The organism is Streptomyces sp. NPDC001985 (genome assembly GCF_040296845.1).
In the GTDB taxonomy this organism is placed as follows: domain Bacteria; phylum Actinomycetota; class Actinomycetes; order Streptomycetales; family Streptomycetaceae; genus Streptomyces.
In genome coordinates, this window is sequence record NZ_JBEOYB010000112.1 from 1 (window position 1) to 15604 (window position 15604).

11 protein-coding genes and 1 pseudogene are annotated in these 15604 nt (G+C 73.0%); 2 read left to right on the forward strand and 10 right to left on the reverse strand.

Annotated features, from left to right (window positions below):
- Window positions 1–85 precede the first annotated feature (85 nt).
- Window positions 86–298, reverse strand: coding sequence for a DUF5133 domain-containing protein (locus tag ABT122_RS31175; protein ID WP_351559111.1), 213 nt, complete (start codon window positions 296–298; stop codon window positions 86–88).
- A gap of 340 nt (window positions 299–638) precedes the next feature.
- On the opposite strand from ABT122_RS31175, the gene ABT122_RS31180 reads away from it, so the two are divergent.
- Window positions 639–5183, forward strand: coding sequence for a HAMP domain-containing hybrid sensor histidine kinase/response regulator (locus ABT122_RS31180; RefSeq protein WP_351559113.1), 4545 nt, complete (start codon window positions 639–641; stop codon window positions 5181–5183).
- A gap of 71 nt (window positions 5184–5254) precedes the next feature.
- Window positions 5255–7693: a GAF domain-containing SpoIIE family protein phosphatase gene (locus ABT122_RS31185; RefSeq protein WP_351559115.1), complete on the forward strand. Its 2439-nt coding sequence runs from the start codon at window positions 5255–5257 to the stop codon at window positions 7691–7693.
- 39 nt (window positions 7694–7732) lie between these two features.
- On the opposite strand, the gene ABT122_RS31190 is transcribed toward ABT122_RS31185, so the two are convergent.
- From ABT122_RS31190 to ABT122_RS31230, 9 genes and pseudogenes are all read right to left on the reverse strand, one after another.
- Window positions 7733–8446: an NADase-type glycan-binding domain-containing protein gene (locus ABT122_RS31190; protein WP_351559117.1), complete on the reverse strand. Its 714-nt coding sequence runs from the start codon at window positions 8444–8446 to the stop codon at window positions 7733–7735.
- 433 nt (window positions 8447–8879) lie between these two features.
- Window positions 8880–9443, reverse strand: coding sequence for a phage tail protein (locus tag ABT122_RS31195; protein WP_351559119.1), 564 nt, complete (start codon window positions 9441–9443; stop codon window positions 8880–8882).
- Window positions 9440–11401 (reverse strand): putative baseplate assembly protein, encoded by a 1962-nt coding sequence (locus ABT122_RS31200; RefSeq protein WP_351559121.1) that lies wholly within the window; start codon window positions 11399–11401, stop codon window positions 9440–9442. Before ABT122_RS31200 ends, ABT122_RS31195 begins: the two co-directional genes overlap by 4 nt.
- Window positions 11401–11826, reverse strand: coding sequence for a GPW/gp25 family protein (locus tag ABT122_RS31205; protein WP_351559123.1), 426 nt, complete (start codon window positions 11824–11826; stop codon window positions 11401–11403). The genes ABT122_RS31200 and ABT122_RS31205 overlap by 1 nt, the downstream gene beginning before the upstream one ends.
- Window positions 11823–12137, reverse strand: coding sequence for a PAAR domain-containing protein (locus ABT122_RS31210; RefSeq protein ID WP_351559125.1), 315 nt, complete (start codon window positions 12135–12137; stop codon window positions 11823–11825). The genes ABT122_RS31205 and ABT122_RS31210 overlap by 4 nt, the downstream gene beginning before the upstream one ends.
- Before the next feature lie 81 nt (window positions 12138–12218).
- Window positions 12219–13988 (reverse strand): VgrG-related protein, encoded by a 1770-nt coding sequence (locus tag ABT122_RS31215; RefSeq protein ID WP_351559127.1) that lies wholly within the window; start codon window positions 13986–13988, stop codon window positions 12219–12221.
- The gene (locus tag ABT122_RS31220) at window positions 13985–14707 is read right to left on the reverse strand and encodes a CIS tube protein (protein WP_351559128.1); all 723 of its coding nucleotides are present in this window, start codon (window positions 14705–14707) and stop codon (window positions 13985–13987) included. The genes ABT122_RS31215 and ABT122_RS31220 overlap by 4 nt, the downstream gene beginning before the upstream one ends.
- Before the next feature lie 64 nt (window positions 14708–14771).
- Window positions 14772–15197: a phage tail protein gene (locus ABT122_RS31225; RefSeq protein ID WP_351559130.1), complete on the reverse strand. Its 426-nt coding sequence runs from the start codon at window positions 15195–15197 to the stop codon at window positions 14772–14774.
- Between the two features lie 90 nt (window positions 15198–15287).
- Window positions 15288–15604: pseudogene (locus ABT122_RS31230) on the reverse strand (hypothetical protein); the annotation flags it as partial.

Genomic DNA, 15604 nt, shown 5'->3' on the forward strand with positions numbered 1-15604 from the left:
CCCCCGGTGAATCACCGGGGGACCGGGCCTCTCGGCTGCCGGCGCTGCGGGCCCGCCGTTCACCACGGCGTACGGCGGGGCCCGTTCAGGCGGGAGAGAGCTGGGTCGCCAGCTCCCGGCGGGCGGCGGTGAGTGCCTCGTCGATGTCACGGGTGCCGGTGGTGACGCACAGGGTGTACGCGGTGTCCAGCAACTGCCGCCTCACGCCCAGGGCGACGACCGGTCCGGCGGCCTCCGCGCGCAGGGTTTCGTAGGTGTCGAGCAGGTTCCGCAACACGGCCGGGTGCGCCTTCAGCATGGGTCCTCCTCCAGTACGGACGGGCACGGGGAACGAGCCGGGTGCGGCTGACCTCCCCAGGCGCCACACCCGTGCGGAGTGCTTGTGCCCGCCGAGGCCCCTCCCACCCCCTGCCGTTGTCATCCCGTTACCTTTCCGGCACCGGAACGCCGGTCGCGCGAGCGCCCGGTTGGGCCGTACCAGTGGGTAGTCCAGAGGTATCCTTGGATGTATTTGCCGCGAGGGTGCGTAGTAATCTCCGGCGGGAGCGGGCGGCGGTGCGGGTCCGCTCCTCCGTTGTGTCGGCAGGTCCTGTCGTCCTCTGTTCGAACCGTATGGCCGGGGATCGGGAAGGTGGGGCATGGTGAACGCGAGAGCCCAGTACACGGAGCACGGGTCGCAGGGGGCGGGCGGGTCCGGTGGGGTCGGTGAGCCGGAGCTGCGGCAGTTGCTGGCCGGGCTGACCGCCGTGCGGGACGGGGATTTCGGGACCCGGCTGCCCGGTGAGGCCGACGGGCTGCTGGGCGAGATCGCCACCGTCTTCAACGGCATGGTCGACCAGTTGTCCCTGTTCACCTCCGAGGTGACCCGGGTGGCCCGCGAGGTGGGCACCGAGGGAACGCTGGGCGGGCAGGCGGAGGTTCCGGGGGTCTCGGGCACCTGGGCGGATCTCACCGACTCCGTCAACGCGATGGCGGGCAACCTCACCACCCAGGTCCGGGACATCGCGCAGGTGGCGACCGCCGTGGCCCGGGGGGATCTCTCCCAGAAGATCGACGTGGACGCGCGCGGCGAGATCCTGGAGCTGAAGAGCACCGTCAACACCATGGTCGACCAGCTCTCCGCGTTCGCGGACGAGGTCACCCGGGTCGCCCGCGAGGTCGGCAGCGAGGGCCGGCTCGGCGGACAGGCGGAGGTCCCGGGGGTCGGCGGTGTCTGGCGCGAGCTGACCGACTCGGTGAACTTCATGGCGGGCAACCTCACCGACCAGGTCCGCAATGTCGCCCAGGTGACCACGGCGGTCGCCAAGGGCGACCTCTCCCAGAAGATCACCGTCGACGCGCGCGGCGAGATCCTCGAACTCAAGAACACCATCAACACCATGGTCGACCAGCTCTCCTCCTTCGCCGACGAAGTCACCCGGATGGCGCGCGAGGTGGGCACCGAGGGCCGGCTCGGCGGACAGGCCGACGTCAAGGGCGTCTCCGGCACCTGGCGTGATCTGACGGACTCCGTGAACTCCATGGCGGGCAATCTCACCGCGCAGGTCCGCTCCATCGCCCAGGTGGCGACCGCGGTCGCCAAGGGCGACCTCTCCCAGAAGATCACCGTCGACGCGCGCGGCGAGATCCTCGAACTCAAGAACACCATCAACACCATGGTCGACCAGCTCTCCTCCTTCGCCGACGAAGTCACCCGGGTGGCCCGCGAGGTGGGCACCGAGGGCCGGCTCGGCGGACAGGCCGACGTCAAGGGCGTCTCCGGCACCTGGAAGGACCTCACCGAGTCGGTCAACGTGATGGGCGACAACCTCACCGCGCAGGTGCGCTCCATCGCCGAGGTCACCACCGCCGTGGCGCAGGGGGATCTCTCGCAGAAGATCCGGGTGGACGCGCGCGGCGAGATCCTGGAGCTCAAGGAGACCATCAACACGATGGTCGACCAGCTCTCCGCCTTCGCGGACGAGGTCACCCGGGTCGCCCGCGAGGTCGGCACCGAGGGCAACCTCGGCGGCCAGGCCACCGTGCGGGGGGTCTCGGGCACCTGGAAGGACCTCACCGACAACGTCAATGTGATGGCGTCGAATCTGACGGGCCAGGTGCGCTCCATCGCCCAGGTCGCCACCGCCGTCGCCCGGGGCGACCTCTCGCAGAAGATCACCGTCGAGGCCAAGGGCGAGGTCGCGGCGCTCGCCGGGGTGATCAACACCATGGTCGACACCCTGTCGGCGTTCGCGGACGAGGTGACCCGGGTGGCGCGCGAGGTCGGCACCGAGGGCCGGCTCGGCGGACAGGCCAGGGTGCCGAATGTCGCGGGCACCTGGAAGGACCTCACCGACAACGTCAACTCGATGGCGAACAATCTGACCGGGCAGGTCCGGAACATCGCCCAGGTGACCACCGCCGTGGCCAACGGGGATCTGTCGAAGAAGATCGACGTCGACGCGCGCGGCGAGATCCTGGAACTGAAGACGACCATCAACACGATGGTGGACCAGCTCTCGTCGTTCGCCGCCGAGGTGACGCGCGTGGCGCGGGAGGTCGGCAGCGAGGGGCGGCTCGGCGGACAGGCCGAGGTGGAGGGCGTCTCCGGCACCTGGAAGCGCCTCACGGAGAACGTCAACGAGCTGGCCGGGAACCTCACCCGCCAGGTGCGGGCGATCGCCGAGGTGGCCAGCGCCGTCGCCGAGGGCGATCTCACCCGCTCCATCACCGTGGACGCCTCGGGCGAGGTCGCCGAGCTCAAGGACAACATCAACTCGATGGTGGGCTCGCTGCGCGAGACGACCAGGGCCAACCAGGAGCAGGACTGGCTCAAGTCCAATCTCGCCCGTATCTCCTCCCTGATGCAGGGACACCGCGATCTCTCGCTGGTGGCGGAGCTGGTGATGGACGAGCTGACCCCGCTGGTGGCCGCCCAGTACGGGGCGTTCTACCTCGCGGACGAGAACACCGCGGGCACGGAGCTGACGCTCGTCGGCTGGTACGGCCGCCCGCCCGGGAGCGTCGCCGGCCGGTTCGGCTCGGGCGAGTCCCTGGTCGGCCAGGCCGCCCGCAGCCGCCGTACGATCGCGGCCGACGAGGTGCCGGGCGACTACGTCATCTCCTCGGGGCTGGGCGCGACGACCCCCGGCAGTCTCATCATCCTGCCGATCGTGGTCGAGGACCAGGTGCTCGGCGTCATCGAGCTGGCCTCCTTCACCGCGTTCACCCCGGTCCACCGCGACTTCCTCGGCCAGCTGATGGAGACCATCGGCGTCAACGTCAACACCATCGTCGCCAACGCCCGCACCGATGAGCTGCTCGGCGAGTCGCAGCGGCTCACCGGCGAGCTCCAGGCCCGCTCCGAGGAGCTCCAGGTCCAGCAGGACGAACTCCAGCGCTCCAACGCCGAACTGGAGGAGAAGGCCGCCCTGCTCGCCACGCAGAACCACGACATCGAGACCAAGAACCTGGAGATCGAGCAGGCCCGGCAGGAGCTGGAGACCCGGGCCCAGCAGCTCTCCCTCGCCTCGAAGTACAAATCGGAGTTCCTGGCCAATATGAGCCATGAGCTGCGCACCCCCCTCAACAGCCTGCTGATCCTGGCCCAGCTGCTGGCCCAGAACCCCACCCGCAACCTCAGCCCCAAGCAGGTCGAGTACGCCGGGATCATCCACTCGGCCGGTTCGGATCTGCTCCAGCTGATCAACGACATCCTCGACCTCTCCAAGGTGGAGGCCGGGAAGATGGACGTCCATCCGGAGCGGATCGCGCTGCGGCAGCTCCTCGACGACGTCGAGGCGACCTTCCGTCCCATGACCACGCAGAAGAGCCTCAGCTTCTCCGTCACCACCGCGCCGGGCGTGCCCGGTGAGCTGGTCACCGACGACTCCCGGCTGCGGCAGGTGCTGCGCAATCTGCTCTCCAACGCCGTCAAGTTCACCGAGCACGGCAGCGTGGAACTCCAGATCGAGCCCGCGGCGCCGACGGAGCTGCCCCAGGGGATCGACCGCGCCGGGTCCGTCATCGCCTTCCGGGTGAAGGACACCGGCATCGGCATCGCCGAGCAGCAACTCGAAGTGATCTTCGGCGCGTTCCAGCAGGCGGACGGCACCACCAGCCGCCGGTACGGCGGCACCGGGCTCGGTCTCTCCATCAGCCGGGAGATCGCCCAGGTACTGGGCGGGGTGGTCACCGCCCGGAGCACCCCGGGCGCGGGCAGCGTCTTCACCCTCTATCTGCCCGTCACCCGGGCGGGCTTCGAGGACCGGGCCGGCGACCCCGAGCTGTCCGGCCCCCCGGTCCGCGCCCAGCTCCCCGCCGCCCTGCCGCGTCAGCAGCGGCGCCTGCTCGTGATCGAGCAGCGCCCCCACGGTCTGCTCTCGCTCGTCGCCGAGAGCGCCGCAGCCGATCTCACCGCCGGGCACGACCGGGGCGACCACCAGCCCGACGCCGCCGTGGTCAGCGCGGCCGGAGCACGGGAGGCGGCCACGGCCCTGGCGGCCGAGCCGGTCCACTGCGTGGTGCTCGATCTGGAGCTCCCCGACGAGGGCGCCCTGCGCTTCCTGGAGCACATGGACGGCGACCCCGCTCTGACCGCGCTGCCCGTCCTCGCCCACAACAACCGGCGGCTGAGCGCCGCGCACGAGGAGACACTCCAGCGCCACGCCGGTGTACGGCCGCTGGAGCTGCTGTCCAGCCTGGACGAGCTGCGTGAACGGATCGCGCTCCACCTCGCCGCCGAGCAGCCCGGCAGCGTACTGCCGCTGGTCCGCGCCGAGGACACGGGCCGGCTGGCGGCGGCGCAGCCCGTCGACGCGTCCCTGGCCGAGCGCACCGTGCTCGTCGTCGACGACGACGCGCGCAACCTCTACGCGCTCAGCGGCATCCTGGAGCTGCACGGCATCCATGTCGTGCACGCGGAGAACGGCCGCAAGGGCATCGAGGCCCTCCTCCGCCACCCCCGGGTCGATCTCATCCTGATGGACGTGATGATGCCCGAGATGGACGGCTACACGGCGACGGCGGAGATCCGCCGGATGCCCGCCTACGCGGAGCTGCCGATCATCGCGGTGACCGCGAAGGCGATGCCGGGCGACCGGGAGAAGAGCCTGGCCTCGGGCGCGAGCGACTATGTGACCAAGCCGGTGGACGCGAACGACCTCATCAGCTGTGTGCGCCGCTGGCTCTCCCCCGGCGGGTGAGACGCCCGGACACACCGCACGGGCAGCCCGGTTCCCCACGACGACCTCCGGCCAGGAATCAGACATCCACGGTGAGCACCACAGACAACCCCCGCAGACCCGGCCAGACGGACCAGCCGGGCATTCCCGCCCCCTCGGCTCCCCCGGCGGAACCCACCGCCGGGGCGGGCGACGAGGTGACCGCGAGTACCCCCGTGGGGAGGCTCGCGGCGACGGTGGAACGGCTCCGGCGCGAGGTCAGGGCCGCCCAGGCCGCCGCGGACGGACGGGCCCTGGTGGAACTGGCGAAGGGCATCCTCATCGAGCGGCTGGGCTGCGGCCCGGTCCAGGCGGCCCAGCAGTTGGCCGCTCTCGCGGAACAGGCCGGCCTCACCCCGCTGGAACTGGCCGCGGACATCGTGAACGAGGCGGCCCGGGACCATCTCAGCCAGGTCGCGGCCGAGTTCCTCCAGCGCACGGCCCCTGCCCCGCCCGGTGAGACGGGCCCCTCGGCCGCCGTCCGCCTGCGGACGGCCGAGAGCGGCGTCCTCGCGGCCGGCGACACCGAGGCGATGGCGCACGCGCTGCTCGACAACGCGCTGCGCCCCCTCGGCGCGTGTGCCGTGGCGATCTGGACGGCGGCCTGGGACGGCTCCTTCGCCCTGGCCGGCTCCGCCGGGTTCACCGCCGAGGAGGCGGCCCGCTGGCACCATGTGCCGCCGGGTGTCGCCACGCTCGCCCGCCGCGCCCTGGACGAGCGCGAACCCGTCGTGCTCGGCAGTCTCGCGGACACGGCGACTCCGTCCCTGGGGAGGCCGGCCTGGCCCCGGGGCGGCAGGATGGCCGTCCCCGCCGGGACCGGGGGGCGCCTGCACGGTGTGCTGGAGATCTGCTGGCCCGGCCCGCTGCCGCCGCAGCCCCCGAGGATCGTCCGCCAGATCGAGGCCCTCGCCCGGCTGTGCGCCCACACCCTGGAGTCCCGGCCCGCGGACGGCGCCCCGGGTGCCGCGCCGCAGCCCGATGTCGCCGAGCTGATCGACCTCGCGGAGGGGCTCAGCGATCCGGTGCTCCTGCTCACCCCGCACCTGGACGCCGAGGGGAACCTCGCCGACTTCCGTATCCGCCATGTCAGCAGCCGGTTCACCGACCCGGCGGGGCGTCCGTCCGCCGCGATCCGGGGGGCGCTGCTGCTGGAGGCCTACCCGCTGGCCGCCGAGGACCACGGACTGTACGAGAGGCTGGAGCGGGTCCACGCCACCGGGGAGCCCTTCCGCACCCGGCACATGAGCCTCACCGCCCTCGTCGACCAGGTCCCGCTCACCGCGGTCGCCGATGTCAGCGTCAGCCGCCACGGCGCGGCGCTGGTGCTCGTCTGGCGGGTCGAGGACGAGACCGTACGGCTGGCGAGCCTGTTGCAGCACGCGCAGCGCCTCGGGCGCATCGGCGGATTCGAGGAGAATCTGACCACCGGTGACATCATCTGGACCAGCCAGCTGTTCGATCTGCACGGCCGGCTGCCCACCGCGGCGCCGCTGTCGCTGCGGGATCTGGCCGCTCACGCCCATCCGGACGACACGGCCGCCATCGACCGGTTTCTGCACACGGTCTTCCAGTACCAGCGCCCCGCGTCGGCGACCCTCCGGCTGCGGCGCCCCGACGGCATCACCCGGCACATCCGGGTCATCGCCGAACCGGTCCTCGACGCCGGGCGGCGGATCAGCACCGTGCGCGGCGCCTACCAGGACATCTCCTCCCAGCACTGGACGGAGGTCGCCCTGCACGCCACCCGGGACCAGCTCGCGCACAGCGAGGCGGAGTCGGAGGAGCGCAACCGGCTGGCCCTCCAGCTCCAGCACGCCATCATGCCGCCCAGCCAGGGACCGCTCGATCTCACCGGTCTGAGTGTGGCCGTGCGCTACCGCCCGGCGGCCACCGGCGCGCTCGTCGGCGGCGACTGGTACGACAGTGTCGTCCTGCCCTCCCAGCACATCCTGCTCTGTGTCGGCGACATCGCCGGGCACGGCATCGGAGCGGCGACCAGCATGGTGGTGCTGCGGAACGCGCTGCGCGGGCTCGCGGTCACCGGCGCGGGCCCGGGCCAGCTTCTGACCTGGCTCAATCTCGTCGCCCACCATCTCACCGAGCAGATCACCGCGACCGCTGTCTGCGGTCTCTACGACCCCCGGACCCGGGTTCTGCGCTGGGCCCGCGCGGGGCATCTGCCACCGGTGCTGATCCGCGACCAGGAGGCCCGGACCTTCCCTCTGGGCAGCGGGCTCCTCCTCGGCGCGCTGCCGGATGTCTCCTACGACGAGCAGGAGATGCAGCTGGAGGAGGGCGACACCCTGCTGATGTACTCGGACGGTCTGGTCGAGCGGCGCGATCTCGCCCTCAACGACTCCCTCACCCAGCTCCTCACCGCGGCGGGCGGCCCCGACCGGCCCCTGGAGCGGCTCCTGGACGATCTCCTCACCCACAGCCGCTCGGACACCGACGACGACACCTGTCTCATCGGCATCCACATCACCTGACGCCCGGCGCGGCCCGGGAGCGGCCGGCCCGGCCCGGCGTCAGGTACGCCGGAAGAACTCCACCTCCGCGAGGGCGATCGGCCGCCCCCGTACGGTGCCGGAAGCGGCCCGCACCACGAGCCGGACGGAGACGACATCGCTGATGCCGGTACGGATGGTCTGCGGGCCGGGCTTGTCGGTGAGGGTCACCGTCCGGGTGCGGACCCCGCCGTCGGCGGAGGTGGTGACCAGATCGATCCGGGTGGGTCTGGCGCCCTGCCGGAACTCCTGGGGGTCCTTCGAAACGCCGGTGTGCACCACGACGCCGACCAGCCGGAACGGTCTGCCGAAGTCGCTCGTCAGCGAGGCGCCGAGCGCGGGCGCTCCCCAGTACCGGTTGGTCAGCCCGTCGACGGCGGCGGTCGCCGGACGGTCCCGGGTCCAGGCGCTCGCGGTGACCCGGTCGGGGCTGATCTCCGCCGTCCCGCCGAGCTTGTCGCGGACGTCCTCGAAGAGGTGGCGTCCGGCCGGCAGGGCCAGCGAGCCCGCGAGGAGCAGCCCGGCGACCGCCAGGATCAGCAGGGTGCGCCGCAGCGCCCGGCCCGAACCGGCCCGCACCCGGCGGCGGAACGGCCACACCGTGCGCCACCAGGGCAGCGGCGGCGGCTGCTCGCGGGTGCGGAGGGGGGCGGCGCAGCGCCGGCAGAACTGGCGCTCCGGCAGGTTCGGGGTGCCGCAGGACGGGCACGCCGGGCCGTCCTGGGTCTCGTCCACCGCGCCCGGCCCGGCCGCGGGCCGCCGGGCGGCAGGCCTGGCGGGCCGCACCGCGACCACGGGCGGTTCCGGTTGTACGGGCGTGGGCGGCGACGCCGGGCGCGGCGGCGGTCCGGGGGCCGGGGCGGGCTCCGGAGCCGAGGGGGCTCCGGGCGCCGAGGAGGATTCTGCGGCCGGGGTGGGCTCCGGCCGGTCCGGGCGTGCCGGTTCCGCCGGGGGCCCGGGGCGCGGGGCGGGCGGGTCCGCGTCCCCGGGACGGGGTCCCGGGGCGGTGGGCGCACCGGTGCCGGGAGGTGCCGCGGGGGCGGTGGGTTCCGCGGCCGGACGGGGCCGTGACGCGGGGGACGACCAGGCCAGATAGGAACCGCAGTTCCCGCAGAAGTCGTCGTCGTCGCCGTTGGCGCCACCGCACGCGGGACACGGGCGCATCGCGTCAGCCTCCAGTCTCGTCCGGCGGACCCGGCAGGATCTCCACCCGGCAGATGAGGTGTACGGGGCACGAGGCCGCGACGACCGCCAGGACCCGGCTCGCGTCCACCGGCCCTCCGCGCGCTGGCCTGACCCGTACCAGCAGTTCCCCGGTCGGCGCCGGCGGCAGCTCCGTGCCCGGCTCCGACGACCAGGCGACCCCTCCGCCGTCCTGGATGTCGGCGTGCACGCCGCAGCAGAGCCGGAGGTGTTCGACCAGGCCGCGTCGGGTGCCGCGCCACCGGTGCAGTTCGACGGCGCGGGCGACGACGGCCCGGCGCAGCGCCACGGGCCACTCCGGGCCGAGGTCCGCGTCCACCCAGGACGACAGCCAGGACAGGAAGTCGGCCGGGGTGAGCGCCGGGTCGAAGTAGGCGGGCAGATTGTCCAGGGTGGAGAGCACCGGGGCGAGGACGGTGTCCAGGCCCGCCGTGAACCGCTGGGCCAGGTCGTCGTCCGCGTACAGCGCGGGCAGCAGTCCGCCGATCGGGTGGCGGCTGGCGAGCCCCGGTACCGCCGCCCTGGTCATGCGGTTCCCCCGGCCGGGCTCGCGCCGACCACGACCTGGTGCTGGTGGGAGAAGACCAGGGCGCCCGGGACGACATCGATCCAATCCGCCGCCGCCCCGCGCCGGCCGGTGATCGGGTCGGCCGCGAACAGCCGCACCTCCTCCACCAGATCCACCCCCGGCACCCCCTGGAGGACGGCGAAGACCTCGCCGTACTGCACCGGTCTGCCGAAGGGCCACCCGTCGCCCGCCGCTCCGCCCCGCAGCGGATCGATGTGGCGGAAGAGCGCCTCCAGCGCGTCCGCGCGGACGCGGTCCACATCGTCCCCGGCCGCCCTCAGCCGGGCGACCACGGTGACGCCCTGGTACGCGGGCGGTTCCACCACCAGTCTGGTGCCGACCAGCCGCCGCGCGTCGAGCCGCGCGGCGACCGCCGAGAGCACCGAGTCCGACGGGATGAGCTGCTCGAACCGCAGCCGGCCGCCCTCGTCGGCGACGGCGTCGGGCACCACCAGGACCCGTACCGCACCGCCCTCGCCCGCGACGGCGGGCAGACAGCGGACCCTGCGCAGCGAGGGCGCGGCCTCCCGGGCGATGATCTCGTGGTCCTCGGCCGTGACCGCCCGGTCCCGCACCCGGAGGACGCTGGGCGCCCGGACCTTCGCGTTCTCCAGGGTCTCGCCGTCGACCCCGCCCCACGCGGCCTCGCGGTTCTCCACACCCGCCACATAGGGCACCGAGCTGCGCAGCACGGAGATGGCGCCCCGGGCGACATTGCCGGCCGCCCCACCGCCCGTACGACAGCGCGGAATCCGCAGCTCCGCGCCCTTCCCGGGCACCGCGCCGCAGGCGCGCACCGTCCCGTCCGGCTCGCGCACCTCGGGCGGGAAGGCGAACTCGCCGGCGACGGCGTCGATCCGCACGTGCCGGTCGCCGGGGGCGGAGGCGCCGAAGTGCTCCACGGCGGTCCAGACCTGCCAGCCCTCGGCGGAGGAGACCTCGACGACCGGGGGCTCCCCGTCCAGCAGCAGCGGCGCCCTGTTCAGCGAGAACCGCTGCCCGGCGACGCCCTCGGAGGTGCCGAGGGGTACGCCGGTGAGGGTCTCGGCGTGTTCGACGCCCGCCGTGCCGCCGACGGTGAAGACCTCGGCCTCCCGGATTGTCGGGGACTCGGAGTAGAACGGCTGATCGGGTTCCGGTGCGGTGACCCGGCAGCGCAGCCACCCCGCCGAGGTCCCCGCGACCACCGACTCCGTGTGTCCGGCGGGAACGAACACCAGGATCTCGCCGGGCCTGTTCAGCCCGCCGGTGGTGTCGGTGCCGGTCTCGCAGAGGACCCAGCGGGCGCCGTCCCACGCCTCCCACACCAGCGGGGGCTGCCGGGGGTCGACCCCCACTCCCTCCACCCGGCTGTCCAGGCGTACCGCGACGACGCACCGGGGGACGGCGGTGGGCAGCCCGAACAGCAGGGCGTCACCGGGCTGTGGCCTGGGCTGGAAGCACGGCACGTCCTTGCCGGCGCCGAGCGGCGCGGTGCGGTCGGTCTGGTCGCCCGTCACCGGAGCGGTGACCAGCCGGATCAGCGAACTCGGCACGATCCGCAGCTCGTCGCGGGTCGAGAAGACGACCGCCTCGTCGGCCTCGCCGCGCGCCGTGGCGACCTCGGTGCCCGCCGGGAGGCGGACGGTCTCCGGCTGGGGCGCGGAGAGCCAGAAGTCGACGTCAGCGCGGGCCGGTGACGGCGGGAACAGGGTGATGCCCAGCAGGTCGAGGAAGGCCGAGTAGTTCTTGTCCGGAACCCGGTTCAGCCGGTACAGCAACTGGTCGACCATCTGGGCGAATGTCTCGATGAGCGTGACCCCGGGGTCCGACACATTGTGGTCGGTCCACTCGGGGGCGCGCTGCTGCACATACCGCTTGGCCTCGTCGACGAGCTGCTGGAAGCGCCGATCGTCCAGATTGGGTGAGGGCAGGGCCATCAGCGGGCTCCGGCTTCGTCGGGGCGCTCGGATGACGGGATGGTGTAGAAGGGGAAGACGAGGTTGCGCAGATCGTTGGTGGCCCGCACGGTGTAGTGCACATCGATGTACAGGGTGCCCTCGTCGGCGGTGTCGAAGGCGACCACCACATCGGCCACCTCGATCCGCGGCTCCCACCGCTCCAGCGAGGCGCGCACCTCCTGGGCGACGCGCCCGGCGGTGGCCCCGTCGCCGGGCGCGAAGACATAGTCGTGGATGCCGCAGCCGAACTCCGGGCGCATCGGCCGCTCGCCCGGCGCCGTGCCGAGCACGAGGCCGATCGCCTCCTCGATCTCCCGGTCGCGCTCGACCATGCCGATGCCGCCCGTGGGACCGACGCGCAGCGGGAAGCCCCAGCCGCGTCCGATGAATCCGCCGCCGCTCACAGCGGGCCCCCGATCAGGACGTTCGGCGCGCCGCTCGTGATGAGCGCGCCGCAGGTGGTGGCGTCCCGCATCCGGGCGGCGGGCAGTCCGCCGATCAGCACCTGCCCGCCGGCCGCGGCGGCGGGGCTGGGGAGGATGACGTTGCCCGGCCCGAGCGCCGCGTGCGGCACGCACACGTGCAGGCTGCCGGTGACGGCGGCCGGCCGGCCGCCGATGAGCACGGTGGCGACGGCCGCGGCGGCACCCGGTGGTGGGGTGCCGATGAGGCCGCCGTGGACAGTGGTGTCGCCCGTGCGGGCCGCGGGGGGCATCGTCGCTGTTCTCCCTGTGGTGAGGACCGCCGTGCGGTGGACGGTCGCGCCGGGGTACGGATCGTCAGTTGATACGGATCGTCAGTTGATACGGATCAGCCTGGCCTTGAGGACGGCGAGCAGTCCGCCGTCCACGGTGACCCCCGTTCTGCCGTTGACGGTCACCGAGCGGCCGTTCACGGTCACATCGCCCGTACCGGCGTCGAGTGTGATGCCGGAGGCGGAGAGGGTCAGGGAACTGAGGGCCCGGGTGCCGCCGGGCCCGTAGACCGTCAGCGCGATCTCGTTGCGCCGTTCGTCGAGCGTGACCTCCAGCCGTTTGCCACCGCTGGCCAGCCGGACCCCGGAGGGTCCGCGCGGGGCGTCGAGCAGTTCGATCCGGTTGCCGGAGCGGGACACCAGCGAACGGCGGTTGACCCTGCCGCTGGTCCGGTCGACCAGCGGCACCGCGTGGGGCGACGGCTTGTCGACGCCGTTGTAGAGGCCGCCGAGCACATAGGGGCTGTCCAGCAGCCCCTGCTCGAACCCGACGAGCACCTCGTCGTTGACCTCGGGGCTGAACACCCCGCCGCCGCCCTGGCCGCCCCACTGCACCGTGCGGACCCAGTCGGTGACATAGGTGTCGTCGAGCCAGGGGAACTTCAGCCGGACCCAGCCGCGTTCGGCCCGGCCCTCCTCGCGGATGTCGGTGACCACGCCGATCGCGAGGCCGGGCATGCGCGGGCCCCGGGCGGGCGCGTTGGCTCCGGTGGCCAGTCCCGCGAGCGAGCGGTCGGGCGCCGCGCTCACCATCACGGTGGTGCGGTAGCCGCCGTTCGGTTCGAGCACATGGTGGACGGCGGTCGCCGTGTACCGCCCGGCGAACGCCGGCCCGACATTGCCGAGGGCGACCGGCCTGCCCGCCCGCAGCTGGGGATTGCCCTCGGCGACCGCCTCGATCTCGCCGAAGCCCGCGCTCACGGACGCGGCCACGGAACCCGCCACGGCCCTGGCCTCGGCCTGGGTGCGGTACGGGGTGTCCGCCACCGTCATCCGGGCGTTCGCGCCGAACGCGCCGGCCGCCAGGGACGGGCTCATCCCCGGGGCGACGGTCGTACTGCGGATGGACTGCTCACGGGCGACCAGCCGGGTCTTGGTGTCCACGTTCCAGCCGCGCACCTCCACACTGGCCGCCCCGTCCGCGCCGGTCAGCACGGCCCGCAGGGCCAGCAGATTCCGCCCGTACTCCAGGACCATGGGGCTGCGGGTGGCGGAGGTCGCGGGCGAGGGCGCCGAAGCGGCGGGTCTGGGCCTCACGAACTCCAGCAGTCCCTTCTCGTCCACGCGCACATGCGCGCCGCTCTCGCCCGCGAGGTACTGGAGGAACTCCCAGTCCGAGACATTGGGCTGGGTGAGCTGCTTGTACATGATGGGCGCGGCCTCGATCCGTCCGCAGGCGAGACCGGCACCCGCGGCGACCTTGCGGACGATGTCCGCGGTCCTCATGTTGCGGAAGGCCACGACCTTCCGTCCGCGCTGGAGCCGGTGGGCCCGGGAGAAGGCCCGGACGACCGTGAACGAACCGGTGGTGTCGCTGTCCAGCTCGACCGCCGTGACCTCGCCGGTGAACAGCCGCTCGCGCACCCGCTCCTGCACGGTGACCACGGAGATCTTCAGCGGGGTGCCGATGGTGAGGCCGGTGGCGGTGAGCAGTTTGTGGTCGGGGTCACGGTAGCTCAGCACGGCGGTGTCCGGCAGACCGAGGTTCTCGTCGACCACACAGCTCACCAACTGGGTCGCCCAGGCCGGTGGCAGCTCGCCGGGGGCCTCGACGATCGGATCGGCGGCGAAGGAGCGGCCGGGGGCGCTCATCGGTCCTCCTCCCCGGTGTGGTCGTCGAGTCCGGGCACGAGCAGTTCCCGGCCGGGTGTCAGCCGCGTCGGGTCGTCGATGCCGTTGGCCTCCGCGATCACACGCCACGCGGTGGCGTCGCCGTACTCCCGCCAGGCGAGCAGCGGCAGGCTGTCACCGGCGACCACCCGGTGGGTGCGGCGGGCCTCCCGGGAGCCCGATGTGGGGTTCTGCCCGGGCGGGTCGACGCTCGCCTCCTCGATGGTCAGGGAGCAGGTGGCGCGCAGCGGCTTCCCGTCGACGTCGAAGAGGGTGTACGAGACGGAGAGGCCGGCCAGTACGCCGTCGAACGAGGTCGTCTTCGACGCGCCCCAGTCGAAGCGGACCCAGGGACTGGCGGGTGTCTTGCGGGCCAGGCTCCTCGGGGTCGGCACACAGGCCCGCATCAGTTGCTCCACCGCCTTCTCCACGGAGTTGTCATGGGTGGCCGTGGCGTCCAGGAAGACCTCCAGGGAGAGTGTCCGGGGTCCGCTGCCGACGAATTCGGGCAGTGCGGACTGCCCGGCCATCCGGGAGGGGGTGCGCCGCCACTCGGTGCTCTTGCTCAGCGACAGGGTCGCGGGGTTGAACTGGAGGGTGAGCCGGGCGAGGCTGCCGCCCGGTCTGGCGCCGACGGTCGCCGGCGGTTCCATGATGGTCAGCTGGGCGCGAGCGCGGCTCGCGCGGCCCGTGGGTGCCATGGCGCTCCTCCTTCCCGGTGGTCCCCGCCGCCCGTTCCCCGCCGGGGCGCACGGCAGCAGTCCGTCATGAGGGCTCCAGCCCCTCGTGGGCGATCTCCAGCGTCTCGATCGCCGCCTGGGAGCTGGCGGGGTCGAAGGACGGCCCCTGCCAGCGCACCGGCACGATGCCGTGCACCTGCCAGCTGATGATGCGGCTGAGGTCGGGCCGGAGGGCGACGATCTCGCCGTCCTTGGGCTCGACCTGCCGGATCAGTTCGTTCAGCCATCGCGCGATCTTGAGCGTGTCGGCGGTGACCGGGCGGGTCAGGGTGATGTTGGTCCAGGTGATCCGCCCGGGCAGCTGCCAGGTGAAGCCGTTGTTGCCGCCCTCGGCGTACTGCTCCATCTCGACCTCGGCCCCCAGTCCGGAGCAGGTGTGGAAGGCGCCCAGCTCGCTGCCTCCGATCACGAGCTTGAAGAACACGCTCGTCGCGAAGATGTTGTCCGTCATGTGCCGTCCATGTGCCTTCTCTTCCTCCGCTTTCTCTTCTTCTCAGCTCGTCCCCCGCTGTTCCCGGGCGCCGGGGTACGGGGGCCGCCGTCAGCGGCGCCCGTCGTACGGCCGTCCGGCGCGCTCCCGCCCTCTGCGCAGATCAGCGCGGATCAGCCGGCTCACCGGATCGAGCAGCCGGCGGGCCAGCTCCTCGATCTCCGCCGAGGTGACCCGGGCCGGGGCCGGGGTGGGTGTGCCGGGTGTGCCGGGCCCGGTCATCGCCGAGGGTTCGGGGGGCTTCAGCGGGGACGCCCGCACCGGGACACCGGTGACTCCCGCGTCCTCCGCCGCGCGCTGGACCGCGACCGCCCGCTCGACGGCCCGGGCGCCGCCGGAGCCGGCGGCCGGGGCGGGCCCACGGCGCG

Bases quoted from the DNA above. Each gene is read 5' to 3' on its own strand.
- ABT122_RS31195 (WP_351559119.1), bottom strand. From the start codon at position 9,443: ATGACCAGGGCGGCGGTACCGGGGCTCGCCAGCCGCCACCCGATCGGC.
- ABT122_RS31180 (WP_351559113.1), top strand. From the start codon at position 639: ATGGTGAACGCGAGAGCCCAGTACACGGAGCACGGGTCGCAGGGGGCG.
- ABT122_RS31220 (WP_351559128.1), bottom strand. From the start codon at position 14,707: ATGGCACCCACGGGCCGCGCGAGCCGCGCTCGCGCCCAGCTGACCATC.
- ABT122_RS31175 (WP_351559111.1), bottom strand. From the start codon at position 298: ATGCTGAAGGCGCACCCGGCCGTGTTGCGGAACCTGCTCGACACCTAC.
- ABT122_RS31225 (WP_351559130.1), bottom strand. From the start codon at position 15,197: ATGACGGACAACATCTTCGCGACGAGCGTGTTCTTCAAGCTCGTGATC.
- ABT122_RS31210 (WP_351559125.1), bottom strand. From the start codon at position 12,137: ATGCCCCCCGCGGCCCGCACGGGCGACACCACTGTCCACGGCGGCCTC.
- ABT122_RS31215 (WP_351559127.1), bottom strand. From the start codon at position 13,988: ATGAGCGCCCCCGGCCGCTCCTTCGCCGCCGATCCGATCGTCGAGGCC.
- ABT122_RS31200 (WP_351559121.1), bottom strand. From the start codon at position 11,401: ATGGCCCTGCCCTCACCCAATCTGGACGATCGGCGCTTCCAGCAGCTC.